At 37.2% G+C, this 21034-nt stretch carries 17 protein-coding genes; 10 read left to right on the top strand and 7 right to left on the bottom strand.

All coding sequences use genetic code 11. The features are described from left to right. Positions 1-168 precede the first annotated feature (168 nt). From bamA to lpxB, 6 genes are all read left to right on the top strand, one after another. Entirely contained in the window at positions 169-2565 is a 2397-nt protein-coding gene (bamA, locus tag J7R07_RS06595; protein WP_208436081.1) for an outer membrane protein assembly factor BamA, read from the top strand. 65 nt (positions 2566-2630) lie between these two features. Beyond that, on the top strand, positions 2631-3677 hold the full coding sequence (gene lpxD, locus J7R07_RS06590) for a UDP-3-O-(3-hydroxymyristoyl)glucosamine N-acyltransferase (RefSeq protein WP_208436080.1): 1047 nt from the start codon (positions 2631-2633) through the stop codon (positions 3675-3677). A gap of 1 nt (position 3678) precedes the next feature. After that, entirely contained in the window at positions 3679-4146 is a 468-nt protein-coding gene (gene fabZ, locus J7R07_RS06585) for a 3-hydroxyacyl-ACP dehydratase FabZ (RefSeq protein ID WP_208436079.1), read from the top strand. A gap of 22 nt (positions 4147-4168) precedes the next feature. Further along, positions 4169-4993 (top strand): acyl-ACP--UDP-N-acetylglucosamine O-acyltransferase, encoded by an 825-nt coding sequence (gene lpxA, locus J7R07_RS06580; protein ID WP_208436078.1) that lies wholly within the window; start codon positions 4169-4171, stop codon positions 4991-4993. Positions 4994-5022: 29 nt separating this feature from the next. After that, the gene (locus J7R07_RS06575) at positions 5023-5895 is read left to right on the top strand and encodes an LpxI family protein (RefSeq protein ID WP_208436077.1); all 873 of its coding nucleotides are present in this window, start codon (positions 5023-5025) and stop codon (positions 5893-5895) included. Continuing rightward, entirely contained in the window at positions 5888-7078 is a 1191-nt protein-coding gene (gene lpxB, locus J7R07_RS06570) for a lipid-A-disaccharide synthase (protein WP_208436076.1), read from the top strand. The genes J7R07_RS06575 and lpxB overlap by 8 nt, the downstream gene beginning before the upstream one ends. A gap of 28 nt (positions 7079-7106) precedes the next feature. Here lpxB and J7R07_RS06565 read toward each other — a convergent pair whose 3' ends face one another. The 7 genes from J7R07_RS06565 to gltX all read right to left on the bottom strand — a co-directional run bounded on the left by J7R07_RS06565 (position 7107) and on the right by gltX (position 15225). After that, entirely contained in the window at positions 7107-7880 is a 774-nt protein-coding gene (locus J7R07_RS06565) for an amino acid ABC transporter ATP-binding protein (protein WP_281384550.1), read from the bottom strand. Positions 7881-7958: 78 nt separating this feature from the next. Then, a complete protein-coding gene (locus tag J7R07_RS06560) occupies positions 7959-8666 on the bottom strand; it encodes an ABC transporter permease (RefSeq protein WP_208436075.1) in 708 nt (235 codons plus the stop codon). Continuing rightward, positions 8663-9385 carry an ABC transporter permease gene (locus tag J7R07_RS06555; protein WP_208436074.1) on the bottom strand — a complete coding sequence of 241 codons (723 nt, stop codon included), beginning with the start codon at positions 9383-9385 and terminating at the stop codon, positions 8663-8665. Before J7R07_RS06555 ends, J7R07_RS06560 begins: the two co-directional genes overlap by 4 nt. Before the next feature lie 76 nt (positions 9386-9461). Then, complete coding sequence (locus J7R07_RS06550; RefSeq protein WP_208436073.1) at positions 9462-10214, bottom strand: transporter substrate-binding domain-containing protein; 753 nt, start codon at positions 10212-10214, stop codon at positions 9462-9464. A gap of 443 nt (positions 10215-10657) precedes the next feature. Further along, positions 10658-11410, bottom strand: a complete 753-nt coding sequence (locus J7R07_RS06545) for a transporter substrate-binding domain-containing protein (protein WP_208436072.1) — start codon at positions 11408-11410, stop codon at positions 10658-10660. A gap of 831 nt (positions 11411-12241) precedes the next feature. After that, positions 12242-13537: a citrate synthase gene (gltA, locus tag J7R07_RS06540; RefSeq protein ID WP_208436071.1), complete on the bottom strand. Its 1296-nt coding sequence runs from the start codon at positions 13535-13537 to the stop codon at positions 12242-12244. A gap of 260 nt (positions 13538-13797) precedes the next feature. Further along, positions 13798-15225, bottom strand: coding sequence for a glutamate--tRNA ligase (gene gltX, locus J7R07_RS06535; protein WP_208436070.1), 1428 nt, complete (start codon positions 15223-15225; stop codon positions 13798-13800). Between the two features lie 114 nt (positions 15226-15339). Between gltX and J7R07_RS06530 the strand changes: the two genes are divergently transcribed. The 4 genes from J7R07_RS06530 to gor all read left to right on the top strand — a co-directional run bounded on the left by J7R07_RS06530 (position 15340) and on the right by gor (position 20961). Then, on the top strand, positions 15340-17670 hold the full coding sequence (locus tag J7R07_RS06530) for a ComEC/Rec2 family competence protein (protein ID WP_208436069.1): 2331 nt from the start codon (positions 15340-15342) through the stop codon (positions 17668-17670). Between the two features lie 335 nt (positions 17671-18005). Then, a complete protein-coding gene (gene rpiA, locus J7R07_RS06525) occupies positions 18006-18710 on the top strand; it encodes a ribose-5-phosphate isomerase RpiA (protein ID WP_208436068.1) in 705 nt (234 codons plus the stop codon). A gap of 105 nt (positions 18711-18815) precedes the next feature. Continuing rightward, positions 18816-19373 carry a DUF2059 domain-containing protein gene (locus J7R07_RS06520; protein ID WP_208436067.1) on the top strand — a complete coding sequence of 186 codons (558 nt, stop codon included), beginning with the start codon at positions 18816-18818 and terminating at the stop codon, positions 19371-19373. Positions 19374-19569: 196 nt separating this feature from the next. Further along, entirely contained in the window at positions 19570-20961 is a 1392-nt protein-coding gene (gene gor, locus J7R07_RS06515; RefSeq protein ID WP_208436066.1) for a glutathione-disulfide reductase, read from the top strand. Positions 20962-21034 lie beyond the last annotated feature (73 nt).

Raw genomic sequence — 21034 nt, 5'->3', positions numbered from 1 at the left:
TAGAGAAAATAAATTAGAGGTCGTTTACCATGTCCACAAAATGTTGTGGCATCGTTTGCTATAGTAAGTAATTAAAGGGTAAAAAGTTTCGCTGTGAGAAAAGTTGTTATGGCGGTTAGCTTTTTGAGGCATTGTGTCCAGGGAATAAGAGTAAGGTAAAAAAAGCCAATGACTACGAATTCGAAATTTTTAAATGCAGCATCTGTGTTAGTGTTAGGGATGGGGTTAAGCGCTCCGGCAGCAGTCTTTATGTCAACTGCGATGGTTGGAGAAGTACAGGCATCTGTGGTCCATTCAATTGAGGTTCGCGGGAATAAACTTGTAAGTGCTCAAGCGGTTCGAGACAATATGGGTATTAAGGTTGGACAGAATTTTTCTAGTGGTGATGTCGATGCTGCAGTGAAGAGTCTTTTTAAATTGGGCGTATTTAGTGATGTGAAAATAAATCAGGTTAACGGTAAGCTGGTTGTATTCGTCAGGGAATATGAAATAGTCAATCAGGTGTTATTTCAGGGAAACAAATCTCTTAAAGATCCTGATCTCAAAAGGTTTATTTCTTTAAAACCGAATGATCCTTTTAGTTCTGGTAAGCTCTCAGCGGATGTGAATACGATTCGTGAGGCTTATAAAGCTGTTGGTCGTAACAACGTTGCTGTTACAGTACAAACCATTAATCTGGGGAGAGGACGTGTGAATGTGGTATTTAAGATTGTTGAGGGCCGAAAGACGAAAATTAGTGATATCATCTTTAAAGGGAATAATGCTTTTGGAAGCCGCCGGTTGCGTGATGTGATTTCAACAAAGTCTTCGGGAATATTCTCGATGCTATTGGGGGGTGATATTTATAGTGAAGAGCGTTTATCTGCTGATGAAGAGGCTCTACGCCGCTTTTATTATAATCGTGGTTATGCAGATTTTCGTGTTCTTTCCTCCAAAGCGACTTTTGATGAAAAAAGTAATACATATAAAGTTTATTTTACTCTGGATGAGGGGGTCCGCTATAAAATTAGTGATATCCAGGTTGAGAGTGATGTTGATGGAGTTGATGTTCGATCTGTGAAAGGAATTCTTAAAACTCGGCCAGGTGATATTTATAGTGCAGAGAGCATTGAAGAGTCTATTGCAATTATCAATAATAAAGTTGCTGATTCGGGATATGCTTTTGCTAAAGTTGAGCCACGGGGAAATCGCGATTTAGCGAATCATACAATTTCAATTTTGTATAACATTGAACAGGGTCCACGAGCTTATATTCAGCGCATTGAAATACGCGGAAATGAAAAAACACGTGATTATGTTATTCGTCGTGAGATTGATTTAAATGAAGGGGATGCTTATAATCAGACCTTAATACAGCGGGCGAAGCGTCGTCTAGAGAATTTAGGTTTTTTCAAGGCTGTTAATATTTCAATGGTTCCAACAGATCAATCTGATCAGGTTACCTTAGTGATAGATGTTGTTGAATCTCCGACAGGAGACCTTTCTTTGTCTGGAGGATATACGACAGGTGGTACAAGTCCTGGTATGTCACTTGAAGTATCTGTTACCGAACGTAATCTTGGAGGACGTGGTCAGTATATTCGTTTGGGGTTAGGTGCTGGGCAAGAAAAATCCCGTAATTACAATTTGTCATTTGTTGATCCTTATTTTTTAGGTTATCGCTTATCTGCTGGTGTTGATATTTTCCGCAGTACTTATCGTGCCGATAAGGCGTATGATGTACGACAGACGGGTGGTTCAGCTCGATTTGCGATACCTATTAATGATCAATTATCTGCTAATTTAGCTTATTCTTATGTTCAAGAAGAATATGATTTTGGTAAAGAATATGACTTAAGCAAAGAAGCTGACATAAGAGAGTTATATACAAAATATTCTGGTGCTATTGTTCAAGCGGCGAAGCACAGCCCTTGGAAACGTTCATCAATTAGTTATGGTCTTACCTATAATACTATTGACAATATGAAAAATCCCCATGATGGGTTGTACATGCGTATTCTTCAAGAGTATGCAGGGCTTGGTGGGAGTGCAAAGTTCTTGAAAACAACGGGTAAAGCGATGATATACAAGACTCTTTCTGAACAGATGGATCTTGTCGGTTTACTTTCCTTCGGAGGTGGTTATATTCATGAAATAGGTCGAAATGGCGTCCGTATCTTCGATATGTTTAAAGCAAATTCTGATCTGATACGTGGTTTCAAATACAATGGAATAGGTCCGCGTCAGGTTTCCAGTAAAGGTGAAGTCTATTTCTTAGGGGGGACGACGTATATGAATGCGAGTGCTGAAGTGCAATTTCCTATACCTATTGTTCCTGAAGGGTTAGGGTTGCGTGGTGCTTTATTTGCGGATATTGCGACACTTTATGGCAATAATTATCAACCTGTTTTTCAGGGTGAGGCGGCCGTTATACATACCAAAAGTGCTTGGCGTTCATCTGCGGGTGTGAGTTTGATGTGGGATTCGCCGTTTGGTCCGTTGCGTTTTGATTATGCTTGGCCAATAACAAAGCAGGAAGGTGATCGTCTACAGAAATTAAATTTTGGTATTTCTACGAAGTTCTGATTTGAGTTTTCTTTAAAGGAAAAAAATTGAAGAGAATGGATTAGGCTGGAAGAGAAAGTATTTTGATGGCGGATACATTTTTTTTTACGCCGTCCCGGCGATTAACGGTTGCTAATGTTGCGGAGTTGACAGGTGCAAAACTTCTTAATCCAGAGTTTTCTAATACGGTTATAAATACTCTTTCTTCACTTGAGAGTGCTGTGGAGGGCTCTCTTGTGTTTGTAGAGCATCGGAAATTTTCTGATGCTCTAGTAGGGAGCTCTGCTGTTGCCGTTTTTTGTACAAATGAAGTCGTTTTTAAAGTTCCTGAATCTATGGCAATTTTGGTAACATCTACGCCGCAGCGTGATTTCGCCCAGATTGGCCGCATATTATTTCCTGATTCTGTCAAGCCAATGCCGTGGTTTGGAGAGAGAGAAATTTCACCTCATGCACATATTCATCCAACTGCTAAATTTGCGCATGATGTGTGTATTGAAGCGGGAGCTGTTATTGGTCGAAATGTTGAGATTGGGGCAGGGACTCTTATTTCCTCCACTGCTGTAATCGGTGAGAATTGTCGTATTGGGCGTGACTGTTATATTGCGCCCAAGGTAACAGTTCAATGCTCTTTAATAGGTGACAGAGTTCAACTTTACCCTGGCGTTTGCATTGGGCAAGATGGTTTTGGTTATGTTGGTAGTGTTTCTGGTATTGAAAAAATCCCACAACTTGGTCGTGTTATTATAGAGGATGGTGTAGAAATTGGCGCGAACACAACAATTGATCGTGGAACATTTGAAGACACCGTTATTGGTGAAGGAAGTAAAATCGATAATCTCGTCCAGATTGCGCACAATGTAAAAATTGGTCGCTATTGTCTCATTGCTGCACAATGCGGAGTTGCTGGAAGCACGTCAATAGGTGATATGTCTCAACTTGGAGGGAGTGTCGGGGTAGTGGATCATATTGTAATAGGTAAATGTGTTCAGATTGCTGCTGGTAGTGGTGTTATGAATGATATTCCGGATGGAGAAAAATGGGGAGGAAGTCCAGCACGACCATTTAAGCAGTGGTTCCGGGAAGTAGCGGCGTTGCGTAATATTGGCAAATTTAAAAAGGAGAAACGCTAATATGGTCAACACCGAAGAAATTAAAAATCTAGATGCTGTAGATATTGAAAAATTGTTTTCAATATTACCACATCGTTATCCATTTTTATTGATTGATCGTATCATTGAAATTAATGGTGAGCAAGAAGCTATTGGTATTAAAAATATAACGATTAATGAGCCGCATTTTACGGGACATTTTCCTGTAAAGCCAGTTATGCCTGGGGTGTTGATTTTAGAGGCTATGGCACAAACAGCGGGAGCAATTTCACTTTTAAAGTTAGGAAATACGCAAACAAATTTGGTTTATCTTATGACTGTTGATAATGCAAAATTTCGGAAGCCAGTAGTGCCTGGTGATCAGCTAAAGATTCATGTTCAGCTTTTAAAGAGGAGGTCTGGCATGAGGCGTTTTTCGTGTATTGCAAAAGTAGAGGATTTTCGCGTCGCTGAAGCAGAAATCACTGCGATGATTATAGCAGAAGAGTAACGATATTAATAGGAATTTAAAAATGTCCGGTACGAAAATCCATCCAACTGCTCTTGTGGAGAAGGGAGCGCAGCTTGGTGAGAATGTACAAATTGGGCCATTTTGTCATATTAGTTCAGAGGCTGTTATTGGCGATGGATGCAGTTTGATGAGTCATGTTGTGATAATGGGGCAGACAACGTTAGGAGCCAATAGTCAAGTGTTTTCACATGCAGTTTTGGGGGCAGAGCCACAAAATAATAAACATAAAGGAGGGCATACAACGCTTTCTATTGGTAAAAACTGTATGATTCGTGAAGGCGTAACAATGCATAGAGGCTCTGATTCAAGTACGGGGATAACGAGTGTTGGTGATAATTGCCAATTTTTTTGTTATGCACATATTGCCCACGATTGCTATATAGGGAATCATGTAACATTTGCAAATAATGCGATGATCGCTGGTCATGTCACTGTTGGTGATTATGTTATTATAGGTGGTGCTGCTGCTGTGCACCAATTTGTTCGTGTTGGGCATCATGCATTTATTGGTGGTGTATCTGCGTTGGTTGGCGATCTTATTCCCTATGGAACAGCTGTTGGTGTACAGGCAAAACTTGCTGGATTAAATATTATTGGTATGAAACGTGCAGGCCTTGAGCGTAAAGATATTCATGCCTTACGTCATGCGGTTACCATGCTTTTTGATCATACTAAGCCGTTTAAAGAGCGTGTCAGTGATGTTGCTTCTTTCTATTCCACTTCTCAGCCTGTTATCGATGTCGTTAATTTTATTAAAGAAGAAGGAAAACGTTTCTACTGTACACCGAAATTTGAAAGTGATAGAATAAAAAGAAATAAGAGTTAAAATAGAATAAAAGGAAATAAGAGTTACAAATGTCTGTCTCGACTGCCAGAAATTTTCTTTCCAGCCGTACTGCTATTATAGCAGGCAATGGTATTCTACCTGTCACTGTTGCTCAGACTCTGGAGAGAGATGGACAGAGTCCTTTTCTTGTACTTTTGCGTGATGAGGCAGATTCTGTACTTTGTCGTTATGAGCATTGTGAGTTATCAGTTGTGGAGATAGCACGGCTCGTTAAAATCTTAAAGAAAGCTGGAGTTTGTAATATTGTTTTGGCAGGTGGTGTGAAGAAGCGGCCGCTTCTTACACAATTGCGACTCGATTGGACAACATTTTTAGCTCTACCTAAGTTAATCAAGGCTTTGAGGGGTGGTGATGATGCGTTGTTAAAAGCTTTTATACGAATTATTGAAGCCTATGGTTTTCGTGTTATTGGTGCTCATGAGATAGTACCAGACCTTTTGGCGCCCATAGAATTTGATTTAACATTACGGCGAGCTACGCAAAAAGAGAAAAAGGATATTTTCGTAGCTGCAGAAGCAGCAAAGCTTTTAGGGCAATTAGATATTGGGCAAGCAGTAGTGGCTATCAATAGAAGAGTGATTGCGGTCGAGGGAGCAGAGGGAACTGATAATATGCTGTGGCGGGTTTGTGAAATGCGAGAAAGAGGGCAAATTCCACCTAAAGGCGGTGTTCTTGTTAAATGTGCAAAACCACAACAAGATCATCGTGTTGATTTGCCATCAATTGGACCTGAGACGATAATGAATAGTGCAAAAAGTGGCTTGTCGGGCATTGCGGTCGAAGCAAATAAAAGTCTTATACTGTCAGTGAAAACAACAATAGAAAAAGCCAACAAATATTCTCTATTTATAGAAACATTTGAAAAGTTTGATCATGAATGATTGTAGCTTAAAAATTGCTATTGTTGCAGGTGAGGAATCTGGTGATTTCCTTGGAGCAGATTTGGTTTCTTGTTTGTCACAACAGACAGGATGTAATATTCATTTGATTGGTGTTGGTGGGAGGCATTTAAAGGCATTAGGTCTCAAAAGCCTTTTTGATTCTCATGAGATTGCTTTAATAGGTTTAGGTGCAGTATTGAAAAAACTGCCATCATTACTGCTACGTATTCACACTTTATCCAAATTTATCGCACGAGAACAACCCGATTGTTTGATTATTATTGATAGTCCTGATTTTACCCACCGTGTTGCAAAAAAGGTGCGTATTCTAGCACCTTCTATTCCGATTATTAAATACATTGCACCAACTGTTTGGGCATGGCGGCCAGAGCGCGCTAAAACTATGCGCAAATTTGTTGATCATGTTTTAGCGGTTTTTCCTTTTGAAGAAAAAGTTATGCGAGATTTAGGAGGGCCTGCTACTACTTATATTGGGCATCGCCTTTTAACTTACCCTCCGCTTTTAACTGTCCAATCAGAAAGAAAAAGCCAATTAGAAACAAAGCACTTGTGTGGTAAAAAAATATCACCGTCTACCTTAGTTATTTTACCAGGCTCACGCAATTCAGAGATTCGCTCTTTAATGCCAGTTTTTCGAGAAGCAGTAGAAATTCTTGCGCATCGCATCCCTCATTTACATATTATTTTACCAACTTTACCGCATTTGGTAGATGAAATTCGCGATTTTGTACAAGGTTGGAAAAGTAAAGTAGAAGTTGTTGTTGGTGAAGATGCAAAATGGCGTGCTTTTACACAAGCAGACGTTGCACTTGCAGCACATGGAACAGTTTCATTAGAATTAGCATTAGCAAAAATTCCCATGGTTCTTTGCTATAAACTTGATTTTTTTGCTAAATTATTTCTTTTTCCCAAAATAACGGTATGGAGCGCTGCTCTCCCGAATATTATTTCTGATAGGCCTATTGCACCAGAATATCTGAATGAACTTATACGCCCTGGTATGTTGGCAAGGCAGGTAGAACAGCTATTATATAATCCTTTGTTACGACAAGCACAGCTTGATTCTTTTGAAATAGTGGAACAGAAAATGAAAATGGAAGTTCCATCAGGGGTTATCGGTGCTCAAGCAATTATTAACCTTCTCAAAAAACAAGACACTTAGAATTGTGCAGATCAAAAAGTATTGATAATTAATGTTTAACTTTAGCAAGAAACTCACAGGCACGCTGACTTTTAGGATTCGTAAAAAATTCGTCAGATGTTGTATCTTCAATAACTTTTCCGTTTTCTAGAAAAAGTATTCTTTCTGAAACTTCGCGCGCAAAACCCATTTCATGGGTAACACAGAGCATTGTTATACCTGTATTTGCTAATTGTGCTATAACTTCTAAAACTTCTCCGACACTTTCTGGATCAAGAGCTGATGTTGGTTCATCAAAAAGCATTACTTCAGGTTCCATACAAAGCGCACGAGCAATTGCAACACGCTGTTGTTGCCCACCAGAGAGTTGTAAAGGAAATTTGTCACAGTGTTTTTCAATTCCAACATCTGTAAGATAGCGCATTGCTCGTTCTTTTGCTTGTTGTTTAGAGAGGCCTTGAACTGCCATAGGCGCTAAAATACAATTTTGCATTACGTTCATGTGAGGAAATAAGTTGAAATTCTGAAAAACCATTCCTATTTTGCGCAGAATATTTTTTTGTTGATGCGGAGGGGCAGTATGAATGTCTATATTATGAACGCAAATTGAACCTTTTTGTGCTTTTTCTAATTGATTGATACAACGAATCAAAGTCGATTTTCCTGATCCGGAAGGTCCACAAATAACGATACGTTCGCCAGCTTTAACATTAAAGTTAATGTCGTAGAGTACTTGAAAATCTTCATACCATTTATTTAAATTCCGAATAGAAATCACGGAATTTTGAGCAACATGGACAGACTTATTATTTTTCGAATTCATTTTGTTTTATTCTTTCATTGATAAATAAATTGATTAATTCAACATTTTGATTTGGTATGGTTTTTTGGATCATTTTATTTACCGTAAATATCGGGTTAGTCGATATTCGATAAAAATAATAAAACAATGAATAAGCTCAACGATAAGAAGATAGAGAAGAGCGGCCCAAACATAAACTTGAAAATCGTATGTGCGTGAATAAGTTAGTTTAGCAATTCCCATTAAATCATAAACAGTAACAAGTGAAGCAATAGCACTAGATTTAATCATTAAAATAAGTTCATTGCCTAAGGGACGTAATGCTATAACCATTGCTTGTGGAAAAATAACTCTAAAAAATGTTGTGGATTTGCTCAATCCTAATGCTTTTGATGCTTCACGTTGTCCAATTGTTACAGAGAGAAAACTGCCTTTAAATATTTCAGATTGATAGGCAGCGGAATTGAGTGTAAAAATGAAAAGGCAACAATACCATGCGTTTTGAAAGAACCACCACAGACCAACTTGTTGCCAAAAGTTGTTCATTGAACCAAGACCGTAGTAGAAAAGAAAAAGTTGGGCTAATAAAGGAGATCCACGGAAAAAATAGACATAAACCTCTGCAAAATATCGTATAAACTTGTTATTTGACAAACGTGCAAACGCGATAGGTATACCAAGAAAAAAGCCGATGAAGCAAGCAATAGAAACAAGCTCAACAGTAACGATAAAACCCTCAATAAATTTAGGTCCATAACGATTTAAAAGATCGGGATTAAAAAGGAAATAAAGCCACTCAGGAATCATGAACCCAACACCTTTCGATATTTTGCTTGAGTGTATATTTCCAGATAGCGCAAAATTACAGAAAAGAACGCTGAAAATAACAAATAGAGTAAGCATGCCACAAGATAAAAAAGCATAGGTTTACCTGTGGCTGCGACTGCTAAGTTCGTTTGTCGCATAAGATCAACAAGCGAAATGGTTGATACAAGAGATGTATCCTTAAGTAAGGTAAGCCAATTATTAGAAAGTCCTGGCAAAGCATTTTGAATGAGCTGAGGAAAGACAATATGCAAAAATGTAGTTGAGCGTGAAAGTCCTAGTGCTTTAGCCGCTTCATATTGGCCTTTATCAAAAATGTTAAATGCTCCAAGCCAAACTTCACAGGAAAAGGCAGCAAGAACCATACTAAGTGCAAGAACACCGGCAGCAAAAGCGCTGATACTGAACATTATTTCAATATTAAAATAATCAAAAACAATTTGAATAATATTTTGTAAACCATAATAAACTAAAAATAAGGTTAAAAGTTCTGGTAAACCGCGGAATACCGATGAAAAGAGAGTCGCCATAGCTTTAGCTATTTTAGTATTGGATCGAATCATCACAGCAGCGAGAAGGCCTAAAGGAAATCCTAAGAGTCCACAGCACAAAGCCAATGACAACGTCATTCCCGCACTAGAAAGTATAACCATACCCCATCCACCATTGCTAAAGGATAGCAATGCTAAATTTTCAATCATTCTTGTGTTCCTCATAAAGAGTTAAGTAATATTTTTAGTAACAAACAGTTTGTCCAATTTGAGTTCAGAGTGATATTTAATAAGTATCGGATGTAAAATATTTTTTCATGATTTTATCATAAGTTCCATCCAAATGAATTTCCTTGAGTGCTTCATTGAACTTATTTTTAAGATCATTATTATTTTGACGTAGTGCAATTGCAATAGGAAATTTTGTTCCTTCCAAAGCTCCTAGAAGTTGGCAGCAGTCTTTTCCTTCATTTTTAAGCCAATTTAGTGCTTGTAATTTATCAACAATAACTATATCAACGCGACCGCTTAAAAGATCCTGATTAACTTCTATTGTTGTAGGATAGAGTTTAATATTAACTCCTTCAGAAGCATAGTGATCTTCTGCGTATGCAGCTTGTGTTGTATTGGATTGCACACCAAGATTTTTATTTTTAAAAGCTTTTATGGAGATTTCTTTAATTTTTGAATCTTTGGTAACAATTACAGCAAGCTCTGTGTTATAATAAGGATCTGTAAAATCGATCTTTTGTAAACGCTCTTTTGTGAGAGCAAGGGAAGCAATGATGGCATCGTATTTTTTTGCAAGAAGACCGGGGATCATTCCCTCAAAGTCTTGAGTGTTAATAGTACACTCGACGTTCATTTTTTTACAGAGCGCATAAGATATATCAATATCAAAACCTTGAAGTTTATTATTTGAGTCAATGTAACTGAACGGAGGATAGGAGCCCTCACTTGCAATCTTTAGCGTTTGAGTATTGGCGGATTGGGTGAACAGCGTTGCACTTATTATAAGAGCTACTGCTAATAATTTCATTATGTTCTCCTATCGGATAAGCGGGAAAATATGAGATTGTCAATGTATTTTATAATCCGTAAGATCTTCAAGGGGCAATGCAAAAATTTATTAGTGTTCATTTTGCTCTCATTATGATGAATATCATTATCAAAAAATTGTTTATTTTAATAGATATGACAAATACAGCAAATATCTCATTGATTGTATTTCATAATTAGATATCACAAGACGACTTTTTTATCACTTTATTCAAAAAAATACAGAATTTTGTTTTCAAAAAGCCAATTCAATTTAAGTATAAGCTTAAATCTTAGAAGATAAAGTTAAATTATTTCTGGTACCATTAATATTGTGAAACATTTAGGTATCAAGAAATATAAATATATAAAAATTAACCTTTTGATAACTAAGAATATTTTTTCAAAACTAAACAACTCATCTAATTTTAGTTTATACTGATTTTAATAAATATCGGATGTAAAATATTTTTTCATAATTCTAGCATAAGTTCCATCCAAACGAATTTCTTTGAGTGCTTTATTGAATTTATCTTTAAGATCATTATTATTTCGACGTAGTGCAATTGCAATAGGAAATTTTGTTTCTTCCAGAGTTCCTAGCAGTTTGCAGCAATCTTTTCTTTCATTTTCGAGCCAGTTTAGAGCTTGTATTTTATCACAGATCATTAGATCAAGCCGACGGTTTAAAAGATCACGATTAACTTCTATTATTGTGGGGTAGAGTTTAATATTGACTCCTTCAGAGGCATAATGATCTTCTGCGTATGCAGCTTGTGTTGTATTGGATTGCACACCAAGATTTTTACCTTTAAAGGCTTCCGCTGAGATCTCTTTAATTTTTGAATCTTTGGTAACGATTACAGCAAGCTCTGTGTTGTAGTAAGGATCTGTGAAGTCAATTTTTTGTAAGCGTTCTTCTGTAGGTGCAAGGGAAGAAACAATAGCATCATATTTTTTTGCAAGCAGACCAGGAATCATTCCTTCAAAGTCCTGTGTGATAATAGTACATTCGACGTTCATTTTTTTACAAAGTGCATAAGATATATCAATATCAAATCCTTTGAGTTCGTTATTTGAGTCAATATAACTAAATGGGGGATAGGAAGCATCGCTTGCAATCTTTAGCGTTTGAGTATTGGCAGATTGAGTAAACAGTGTTGCGCTTATTATAAGAACTACTGCTAATAATTTCATTATGTTCTCCTATCGGATACGCGGGAAAATATGAGATCGTCATGCATTTTTATAATCTGTAAGCTCTTCTGGAGCAATGCAAAAATTTATTAGTGTTCATTTTGCTATTATTATGATGGATATTATTATCAAAATAATGATTTATTTTAAAAAGTATGAGTATGATAAATACATAAAAATAAATATATTATTGATTATATTACATAATTATTTATCATATGAACGATTTTTTATCATTTTATTAAAAAATAAAGAATTTTATTTTGAAAAATCCTGTTGCAAACAGATGATTTTAAGAAGAATTTTTATGGGGGTAGTAGTTACAAAGTAGCATTTCACTGTTAAAGGATCATTTTGTGGGGGAAATTTTAAGAGTGTGTTTCATTTTTCCTAATCTTCTGAAATAATAAGAATTATTCAGCGTATAATTATAAAGGGAATTTTTATCATTTTTTGTAATGCTGTAAGGGTAGAGAGCGGAATTTTTAACGTTGCTGAGTAGGTGGCTACGTGATAATGCTTCTAAACTTTGTATACGGAATGATGAATATAGGCCTCATTGAGGAGAGTGAAGACTGTTAAGTTAAATTGTGTCTCTCTTTTTGGTAAAAATGCTTTGATGTTTAAAAAAAGAGCAGTTCAGCTTCTATTAATTTGTTGTACAAAAGCACCCAGTAAGGAGATTGTCTTCACAACTTCTATGATGGTATTATACTTGTTAAAAGAACTTCAAAATCAAGGTTTGTAAAAACACTCTTAAATTATAGTATTTAATTGCTCACAATAAAGCTTCTAGTAAGTTAAAGCTTTATTGAGGGGTTGTTTTATTTTTTAATTGATACGTTTATCTATAGGAATATATTCACGCATTGTGTAACCTGTATAGAGTTGACGAGGCCGTCCAATTTTTTGTGCGGGATCTTCAATCATTTCTTTCCACTGTGCAACCCAACCAACACTGCGTGCTAATGCAAAAAGAACAGTAAACATTTCGGTTGGAAAGCCTAAAGCTTTTAATGTAATGCCAGAATAGAAATCGACATTGGGATAAAGCTTCTTTTCAACAAAATATTCGTCATTGAGGGCTATTTTCTCAAGTTCCATAGCGATCTCAAGAAGTGGGTCATCTTGAATATTGAGTTCTTTTAAAACTTCATGACAAGTTTTTTGCATAATTTTTGCACGTGGATCATAATTTTTATAAACTCGGTGGCCAAATCCCATAAGGCGGAAAGGATCATTTTTATCTTTTGCCCGTGCGATGAATTCAGGAATTCTCTCAACAGAACCTATTTCTTGTAGCATTTTTAGGCATGCTTCATTAGCTCCACCATGTGCTGGTCCCCAAAGGCAGGCAACACCTGCAGCGATACATGCAAACGGATTAGCTCCTGATGATCCTGCAAGGCGTACGGTAGATGTGGAAGCATTTTGTTCATGATCTGCATGAAGGATAAAGATTCGATCCATCGCCCGAACGAGCACAGGGTTGATTTTATATTCTTCACAAGGAACAGAAAAGCACATACGAAGAAAATTTGCGGCATAACTGAGATCATTACGTGGATAAACAAATGCTTGTCCAATACTATATTTATAGGCCATAGCAGCAAGAGTTGGAACCTTTGAAATAAGACGGACAGAAGCAATCATTCTTTGTTGAGGATCTGTAATATCAATAGAGTCGTGATAAAATGCAGACATAGCTCCAAGGCATGCAACCATGACAGCCATGGGATGCGAGTCACGACGAAATCCATGAAAAAATCGTGCAAATTGTTCGTGCACCATCGTATGCTGCGTAATACAACGGTCAAAATCATTTTTTTCTTGTTTTGTTGGAAGTTCACCGTAAAGGAGAAGATAACAGCTTTCGAGAAAATCTCCTTTTTCGGCCAGTTGATCGATAGGATAACCACGATAAAGCAACATTCCTTTATTACCATCAATATAAGTGATTTTTGATTCACAAGAAGCGGTTGAGGTAAAACCAGGATCATAAGTAAAAGTACCGGTTTCTTTATAGAGAGAAGCAATTTCAATCACGTCAGGGCCAAGAGTACCTTTGCGTATGGAAAATTCTATTTTTTTATCATTCACTATAACGTGTGCTTTATGCTCAGACATGAGATATTCCTTTCAGATCCTCCGCTCCTAAAAATTAAGATGCTGCTTCATTAGATGGGAGACATATATTTGAAGCTCCTCCACTTATGTTGAAAGGTAGATTTACTCTAAAAGTTGTCTCATGCAATCGAAAAATATTTTTATTTGCAATTTTAGCAAATATATATTTCAATGGTTTAAGAAAGAAGATCACTTTCAGTTTTTACATGGAAACATTCGTAGGTGAATGCGTATTGGGGTGATAAATTATATACATACTGTTAGTCTATTATTACGCTAAGTTGGTCATTGATACGGTTTAGAGATTCATTTCTTCCCAATAAAATAAGAATATCAAAAACCCCAGGTGATGTTGTGCGTCCTGTAAGAGCTGCGCGAAGTGGTTGAGCAATCGATCCAAATTTGAGATCCTGTGTTTGTGCATAAAGTCGAAGAGTTACATCTAGTATTTTTTTGTCCCAAGAGTGGCACGCCTCTAAGGCAAGATAAGCGCCCTTTAAAATGGCTTGTCCATTTTTATCTAGGAGTGTTTGTGCTTTTTCGTCAAGCTGTAATGGTCGTTGCGTAAAGATAAAAGAGGCATTATCAATGAGTTCACACAGTGTTCTTGAACGTTCTTTCAAATTTGGTATAGCTTTTAGAAATTGGGTACGACGTTGTTCATCAAATCTTTTCATTATATGTAGACCACCTTCAATTTCTGGTAAAATACTAAGAGCAGCATCAAAAAGGTCTTGATCATTGCTCGTGCGTATATAATGTCCATTAATGGCATCAAGCTTTTTGAGATCAAAACGCGCTGCACCTTTATTAATATCATCAATATCAAACCAGGAAATCATATTTTCGATTGACATGAGTTCATCATCACCATGACTCCAACCCAGACGAACTAAATAATTCCGCAAAGCAGCAGGAAGATAACCCATTTTTCGATAAGCATCGATGCCCAGTGCGCCATGCCGCTTTGATAATTTTGCACCATTTTCACCATGGATAAGGGGAATATGTGCCATAACAGGAATATCCCATCCCATTGCATTAAAGATGATTGTTTGGCGTGCTGCATTTGTGAGATGATCGTCACCCCGTATGACATGTGTTACGCCCATATCATGATCATCAACAACGACGGCATGCATATAAGTAGGCGAGCCATCGGAGCGCAAAATAATAAAGTCATCGAGATCTTTATTAGGGAAGCGAATATCACCTTGAACACGGTCATGCACAATTGTTTCTCCATCTTGTGGTGTTTTGATGCGAATAACAGGTTTGATATCTTTAGGAGCTTGAGAAATATCACGATCTCGCCAACGTCCATCATAACGCGGGGGGCGACCTTGTGCACGCGCATTTTCACGCATTTCAGCCAATTCTTCAGAAGAAGCGTAGCAATAATAAGCTTTATCATTTTTTACTAATTGTTCAGCGACTTGGCGATGACGTTCTGCTCGTTCGAATTGCGAAATAGGAACACCATCATAACTAAGTCCCATCCAGTGCAAGCCATCTATAATGGCCTTTACAGCTGCTTCTGTTGAGCGTTCTCGATCTGTATCTTCAATTCGTAGCAGCATTTTACCACCAGTATGCTTGGCATAAAGCCAATTAAAGAGGGCGGTACGAGCACCTCCTATGTGAAGGAAGCCTGTTGGTGAGGGGGCAAAGCGAGTAATAACGGACACGTATCTCTTCCTTTAAAATTAAAATGTTATTTATAGGATTTTATAGAAGGATTATGTTAGCATAGCTGAGAGGGGGTGCAATAGCCGCGTTGCAAGTAAAGTGGGGATTTGCGGATGTTTAATCAAAATAAAGTTAAGGATACGGAATTCATAAGTGGTGAGTCAGAAAGAAAAAAATCGAGTCTGATAGAACAAGATGCTTTTTCTACATATGATAATATAAAGACCGACAATTATATCAAAAAAAAGATTTTTTTATTCACACCTTTAAAGGAAGCAAACACTTTTTTCTGGAGGTGGTTGGCCGATTGTATAAACAAAGAAGTCTCTTTGGGAATTCTTTTTTCCTTAATTTTAGTGTTTTTTTCCACAGGTATTATTTTTTATTTTAGTTTAGAGCGTGAGCCAAGTTGGTCGCAATTTTATGTGTTGATAAGTATCTTTATTGGAATATTGTACATTTTGCGTTTTTATCGGGTTGTATGGATTACCACGGGGTTTCTATTTTGTATTATATTGGGCGCTTTAGCAGCTAAAATAGAAACATGGCGTATCTCTACACCGATGTTGAGCGGCGAAATTGTTACTACATTAACAGGAAGAGTGGTTTCTATTGAGACAAGGCAAAGAGGAGAATTTCGTTTAGTTCTAGATGTTTTAAGTACAAAAAGGCCAGTATTACACCATAGCCCTCATCGAGTTCATTTGTCAGCAAGACATTTACCATATGGATTGGCAATTGGTGATGGGCTTTATGGGAAGGTTAAGATCCGTGCATTATCTGGACCGGTACGTCCCGGAAGTTACGATTTTAGTTTTCATAATTATTTTAAAGGAATTGGTGCCCAGGGCGTTTACTTAGGAAAACCAACCAAAATATCAGTTTCGCAACCCAATAGAATATTAGGGAAAGTTCTGCAACAAATTGAAAATTTACGGACAAATATGACACAAAGAATCCGTAGGGCAATTGATGGGGAAAAAGGTAATGTTGCAGCTGCTCTTATAACGGGACAGCGAGGCAGCATTTCATATGATATAAATGAAGCATTGCGTACGGCTGGATTAGCACATATTTTATCAATATCAGGTTTGCATATGGCTCTGTTGAGTGGTATAATTCTTGTTTGTATCCGCAGTTTTTTAGCATTTTTTCCAGTTTTTTCATCCTATTATTCTGCTAAAAAGTTCGCTGCCATTGCGGCATTAATAGTGACAGCTTTTTATTTACTACTGTCTGGTGTAGCCGTATCAGCACAAAGAAGTTTTGTGATGATTGCTGTTATGTTGGTTGCTGTATTGTGTAATCGTTCTGCTTTAACAATGCGTAATTTTTCTATTGCGGGTTTGATAACTCTCGCGATTACACCGCACGAAATATTAGGTCCTAGCTTTCAAATGTCTTTTTCTGCGACCGCAGCTTTGATTGCATCCTCTGATTGGTGGGGTGGGAGGTCACTTTTTCATAAAAAGAAAACAACACCATCTTATGTTGGAGCTGGAGTCATTCATTTTTCTCTGTTATCAATTCTTTCCATATGTGCATCTTCCTTTGTGGCGGGGACTGCCAGTGGAATTTATGCTGCGTATCATTTTTCTAATATTGCATTTTTTAGTGTTATCAGCAACGCTTTGGCTTTACCGATAGTATCAATTCTCATCATACCTTTTGGATTAATCGCGGTTCTTGCAATGTTTTGGGGACTTGAATGGTTGCCATTTCAAGTTATGGGTTTTGGTGTTGGTCTTGTGATAAAAATTGCTCACGCTATAAAGGCTATTTCTCCTGCTTTGAATCCTGGATTTATGCCGTTATCTGCGTTGATTTTATTGAGTATAGGTTTAGTCGGACTGGTTTTTTGCAAAACACCCCTCAGGTTCTTTTTTAGCCTTTTTATTTTAGCTGGTATTTATATTTACTTGATGCACTCACCCGTACAACTCATTATAGCAGACAATATGAGGCTTGTAGGTGTTATCAATGAAAAGAAATTATATATTGATCGTTACCATATTTCTAAATTCACAATGTCCATATGGGAAAAATCATTTCGTGTGAATGAGACGATCAAACCAACAAAATATGGTCCTTCATTTAATGAACAGTTTATTTGTGATAATCATATATGTGCATCCTTATTAGAAAATGGATTAAGAGTGATTGTGTCGCGTGGAGAAACAGATAGATGCCTCGAGGCAGACATTATCATTAAGACATCTCCAATGGATGATCAGGTATGTAACAAAAAAGCGAAAACAATATTTACTTCCCAGCAATTTTTGTCACGAGGGAGCATGATGATGACCAAAAGTGGAGATATCACGTGGTCTTCAAAGGGATTTCATAGACCGTGGAATATGCACAGGCAATATACACAAAAGTTGTACAACTTGTCGCGTTCTCCCTCCCTTTTCATGTCTGGGAAACAACGGCATAGAAAATGATAGGTACATTTTTTTGTGATGCTTTATTGCTTTTTTTCAGTTTATCAATTCCACAAGAACTGACCCAATTGTTCACATCATAACCTATATATGCATCTTATCAAGAATGGGAGAAAAGCTAAAAATATTTATTGGATATGGAAAGTATCAATAAATTGTATAAAGAAAGAAAATTGTTAATTATTCTGTTTTATTATTATCATATATTTTATAAGAATAATCAGCATTTCTTCAATAAAAAGGTAACAAACAGATTTATGGTAGATAAAGCAAGGGGCTATTTTATTATCAACCTATAATGAATTTTACTGTTGGGTCAAAAGGTAAAAGAATTCATGAATGTTCAGCAGTTAAAAGAAATGGCGGCTATTAAAGCGCTTGATTTTGTTAAAGATGATATGCGGCTTGGTATAGGCTCTGGTTCGACAGTAAATGAGTTTATTCGCCTTCTTGGTAAGCGTGTTGCGGGTGGTCTGCGCGTGACTGGTGTTGCTACTTCACGGTGTTCTGAAAAACTCTGCCATCAATTTGGGGTGCCCACCAGCACTTTAGAACAAATACCTGAACTAGATCTCGATATTGATGGAGCGGATGAAATTGGCCCAGAAATGTCTCTCATTAAAGGGGGTGGAGGGGCTTTATTGCATGAAAAAATTGTAGCTGCAGCGTCTCGTGCAATGCTTATCATTGCTGATGAAACAAAGGTAGTGAAAAGACTTGGTGCTTTTGCACTACCGATCGAAATCAATCCCTTTGGTGTGCATACTACACGCAGAGCCATTGAAAAAGTAGCAGACGATTTAGGTCTTTCTGGAGAAATTGTACTACGAATGAATGGAGAAACTCCTTTTGAAACAGATGGAGGCCATTTTATTCTTGATGCATTTTGGGGATGTATTTTGCAGCCAAAACCATTATCAGATGCACTTCTTGCAATTCCTGGTGTTGTCGAACATGGCCTTTTTTTAGGATTGGCTTCGCGTGCAATTGTCGCTATGAGGGATGGTCAAATAAAAATTTTAGAACCATTTGATTTTTAGAGAAGATAGTTTACATGACGATATGTTAGCACAATAAAAAAATGTTGAAGATTTTGAATAAAATAACAAATTTGAATTATAACTAGTTATCGGGGTAATCATTAAATGAAAAAAAAATTTTCTTTTAGGCGTTTTGTCATATGTTTTGGTGCAGTTACCATTTTGGCCGTGAATGTTGGAATGGTTCATGCACAAGGTGTGAGTGATCAACATTTAGATTCAGCGAGAAAGGCTGTGCGAGCTATTCGTGCAACAGATCAGTTTGATAGCTTTTTACCAAATACAGCACGTGATATCAAAGATGAACTAATAGGTGATGATCCAAATTTGGCAACGGCTATTTCTGATATTGTTGATAAGCAGGCGCTTGCTTTGGCAAAACGACGCTCTGATTTAGAAAAAGATATTGCTCATGTGTATGCAAAATATTTTACTCAAAAAGAACTCGATACAATCACGGCCTTTTACAACTCTGATACCGGTAAGAAGTTTTTAACAGAAGTTCCAAATCTTGCGCGCGATGCCTATTCTACATTTGTTTCATGGCGTTCTGCTCTTACGCAGGATCTCATGAAAAATGTACAAAAAGAGATGTCTGAAACACTTAATTTGTACGACTCCATTCCACCTACGCAATCGAGTTCTCCAGAAAATAAAAAATAGTTTGATTGATATCATGACAAAAGTACGCGATTTTGAATTTAGTTAGAAATCGGTACTCTGCCCACCATCTGTTAATAATGAGGTCTTTTAGGATGCCACTTTATCGAAAAAATAGGGCTTGAAAATAAGGAAAGGCTTTCATTTGATGATAGATGACCATAACCTATGGTTGCAAATATATGAGAAGGAATAGTTCGTGGGATCTTTTGACTTTGATTTATTCGTTATTGGAAGCGGTTCTGGTGGGGTGCGTGCAGCACGTCTTGCTGGAGGACTTGGTAAGCGTGTCGCTATAGCAGAAGAATATCGTATAGGGGGAACTTGTGTTATTCGCGGTTGTGTTCCCAAGAAATTGTATGTTTATGCTTCACAATATGCAAAAGAGTTCAGTAAGAGTGTTGGTTTTGGATGGGAATATGCTAATCCAATTTTTAGCTGGGAAAAATTAGTTGCGGCTAAAAATAAAGAAATATCAAGACTAGAAGAGCTTTATCGCAAGGGGCTACAAAGTAATCATGTTCATATTTATGAAAGTCGTGCTATTTTTGTTGATGAGCATACATTAGAGCTTTCTGTAACAGGAGAGCGGATAAGCGCGGAAAAAATTTTAATTGCGACAGGGGCAAAAATTACGCAAAATACTGCAATAAAAGGCAGTGATTTATGCCTTACGTCCAATGAAATTTTTGATCTTGAAAAACTTCCAAAATCAATAGTAATTGTTGGTGGGGGGTATATTGGTGTTGAATTTGCTAACATTTTTCACGAATTAGGTGTAAAAACAACACTCATTCACCGTGGTGATTTAATCCTTCGTAACTTTGATTATGATTTGCGACAATTGCTCCATGATGCAATGATTGAAAAAGGGATTTCTATTATCTATGGAGCGACAGTTTCCAAAGTGCAATCTATGAGCGATTGTTATGATGTTGTTTTATCAAGTGGGCAAACGATGCATGCTGATCAGATTATGTTGGCTACAGGGCGTGTGCCAAATACAAAAGGTTTAGGACTCGAGCGAGCAGGTGTTCGAGTGAATGAATTTGGTGCAGTTGTTGTTGATGAAAGAATGACAACAAACGTACCGCACATTTGGGCTGTTGGTGATGTAACAGGCCATATTCAATTGACCCCTGTTGCGATTCATGATGCAATGTGTTTTGTTAAAACTGCGTTTGAAAATACACCCACAACACCTAATTATGATTTAATCACGACAGCGGTTTTTTCGCAACCCGAGATTGGAACGATTGGTTTGTCAGAAGAAGCTGCACTGCAGCATTATAAGCGTCTTGAGGTTTATCGTACCGTTTTTCGCCCTATGCGAAACGTTCTTTCCGGGAGTTCAGAGAAAATGTTTATGAAGCTTCTTGTTGATGGTGAGAGTCGTGTTGTTGTAGGTGCACACATTTTAGGGGAGAATGCTGGTGAGATGGCGCAACTTATTGGTATATCTCTTAAGGGAAAGCTAACGAAGGATATTTTTGATGAAACTATGGCTGTACACCCAACGGTGGCAGAAGAATTGGTAACGATGTATAAACCAAGTTATGTATATGAAAATGGGAAGAAAGTAAAAAATTGAACAGCATATATTATTTATGATACGCAGCAAAATTTTTAATACGTAAGCTATGCGCTTAAGCTCTGGAGAGAGT

Origin of the sequence: Bartonella phoceensis, assembly GCF_902825145.1 — a bacterium.
GTDB classification, from domain to species: Bacteria; Pseudomonadota; Alphaproteobacteria; order Rhizobiales; family Rhizobiaceae; genus Bartonella; species Bartonella phoceensis.
The sequence above is the reverse complement of the archived record's forward strand: the minus strand, read 5'-3'. Positions and strand labels throughout refer to the sequence as shown.